Here is a 2,409-nt window from a genome sequence, read left to right on the forward strand (position 1 = left end):
GACGGCGGTCCGTCCGCGACGGCGACGACGGAGCCCCCGGCCCCGTCGTCCGCGCCGGTCTCACCCGCCGACCCGACCGCGTCGGCGGCCTCGTGCGACGTGGTGGACGGGTGGAACGAACGACCCGACGAGGTGTCCGGCTCGTCGGGTGACGAGCTGTTCCGCACCCGGGTCGGGCAGCACCCGTGCTTCGACCGGGTGGTGTTCGACGTGCGCGGGATGGACGAACCGGGCGGTCTGGTCCGCTACGAGCCGGTGGTCCGGGCCGACGGCTCCGGCAAGGAGTACCCGGTCGAGGGAGGCGCGACTCTCCGCGTGATCGTGCGGTCCTCCATCGCCGGGTTCCCGGACGGACCCGCACCGCTGGGCAGTGCGGGCGATGTGCTGCACCCGACCGGCGAACTCGCGGGTTGGGAGGCCCTGCGGGAGATTCGTTACGCGGGCTTTTTCGAGGGCCAGGCCACGATCGCGGTCGGCGTGGACGAGAAGGCACCCTTCCGCGCCTTCACCGTGCGCAGCGAGGAGGAGGGCGTGAGCAAACTCGTCGTCGACGTCGCCCACGAACCGTCCTGACGGCGGAAGTGCGCGTGGCCGTCGACTGCGCGGCCGTGGGCTCTGCCGACTGGTCCGGCCGGCCCGGAGTGGCGGTGTGTATCACCCGTTCGGAGGGGTTTGGACCGAGAGCCGCTTAGCCCGTTGCGGTGGTGTCATCACCCTCTCGACGGGCCACTCACACGCTGGTGTGAGTGGCCCGTGTCCGAGGGAACGGCTGATGGGAGACATCGCCATGCTCATCCGCAAAGCCACCGTCACCGCCGCGGTCGCGGCGGGCAGCATGCTCTGGGCCGCCGGAGGCGCGACCGCGCAACCGGGCGATCTCGACTGCGCGGACTTCTCCAGCCAGGCTGAGGCGCAGGCCGAGTTCGAGAGTGCCCCCGGCGATCGGCACCGCCTCGACGCCGACGACGACAACATCGCCTGTGAGGCACTGAACAGCGACGACGGCACCGAGGGAACCCCCGCGCCGGGGGACACCGACGTGCCCGACGAACAGGACACGCGGGACCCCGGGGCGGCACCGGACACCGCCGCAGGGGCCGCGGACGCCGCCGACGGACAGGTGGGTGAGATGCCCGCCGGTGCTGTCGAGACCGGGGACGGATCCGCCACGGGCGGCGGCGTCCCGGCCGTACCGATGATGCTCAGTGTCGCGGGCGTGGGTGCCGCGGCGGCCGTCACCGTCGTCGTACGGCGTACCGGCCGGGTGGACTGACGACAACCACGCCGTGGCCCCGTGCCCGACCGGTCCGGCCGGACCATCGGGCACGGGGCCACGGCCCGTCTCACCGCGCTGTGCTCACCCGGCCGTGCTCAGCCCGCCGGGACGGTGACGCGGGTGCCGCGGACCTCGGTGGCGGCGGCGACCAGGTTCTCCAGCGCGGGCACCACCTCGGCGTAGTCGCGGGTCTTGAGACCGCAGTCCGGGTTGACCCACAGCCGGTCGGCGGGCACCGCCGCCAGCGCCGCCCGCAGCAGGTCGGCGAACTCGGCCCGGCCAGGCACGCGGGGCGAGTGGATGTCGTACACCCCCGGCCCCACACCCCGGTCGAAGCCGACCGCGTTGAGGTCGCCGAGCACCTCCATCCGGGAGCGGGCGGCCTCGATGCTGGTGACGTCGGCGTCCAGCGCCACGATCGCGTCGATGACGTCGCCGAACTCGGAGTAGCACAGGTGGGTGTGAATCTGGGTGGCCTCGGCGGCGCCGGAGGTGGCCAGGCGGAACGCCTCCACGGCCCACTCCTTGTACGCCGCGCGCTCGTCCGCCCGCAGCGGCAGCAGCTCGCGCAGGGCGGGCTCGTCCACCTGCACCACGCGCAGCCCGGCGGCCTCCAGGTCGGTCACCTCGTCCCGCATCGCCAGCGCCACCTGCCGCGCGGTGTCGGCCAGCGGCTGGTCGTCGCGTACGAACGACCACGCGAGGATGGTCACCGGGCCGGTCAGCATCCCCTTCACCGGCCGGTCGGTGCGGCGCTGGGCGTAGTCGGCCCAGCCGACGGTGATCGGCTCCGGGCGGGAGACGTCGCCGAACAGGATCGGCGGGCGCACACACCGCGACCCGTACGACTGGACCCAGCCGTGCGCGGTGCTGACGAAACCCGCCAGGTGCTCGGCGAAGTACTGCACCATGTCGTTGCGTTCCGGCTCGCCGTGCACCAGCACGTCCAGGCCGATCTCCTCCTGCAGCGCGATCACCCGGTCGATCTCGGCCCGCATCCGCCGGGTGTACGCGGCGTCGTCGATCGTGCCGTTGCGCAGGGCCGCCCGCGCCTGCCGCACGTCCGTGGTCTGCGGGAACGACCCGATCGTGGTGGTGGGCAGCGGCGGCAGCCGCAGCGACTCCCGTTGGGC

At 73.4% G+C, this 2,409-nt stretch carries 3 protein-coding genes; 2 read left to right on the forward strand and 1 reads right to left on the reverse strand.

Features of this window, described 5'->3' with window-relative positions:
* Both SACHA_RS19860 and SACHA_RS0101985 read left to right on the forward strand, forming a co-directional pair.
* Positions 1-573 (forward strand): AMIN-like domain-containing (lipo)protein (locus SACHA_RS19860; RefSeq protein ID WP_019806787.1); only part of this gene is annotated, 573 nt, incomplete at its 5' end.
* A 199-nt stretch (positions 574-772) separates the two neighbouring features.
* On the forward strand, positions 773-1,273 hold the full coding sequence (locus tag SACHA_RS0101985) for an excalibur calcium-binding domain-containing protein (protein WP_019806789.1): 501 nt from the start codon (positions 773-775) through the stop codon (positions 1,271-1,273).
* Between the two features lie 98 nt (positions 1,274-1,371).
* Here the strand turns inward: SACHA_RS0101985 and metE are convergent.
* Positions 1,372-2,409 (reverse strand): 5-methyltetrahydropteroyltriglutamate--homocysteine S-methyltransferase (metE, locus tag SACHA_RS19865; RefSeq protein WP_039737657.1); only part of this gene is annotated, 1,038 nt, incomplete at its 5' end.

The sequence above is a fragment of the Saccharomonospora halophila 8 genome (assembly GCF_000383775.1).
GTDB classification, from domain to species: Bacteria; Actinomycetota; Actinomycetes; order Mycobacteriales; family Pseudonocardiaceae; genus Saccharomonospora; species Saccharomonospora halophila.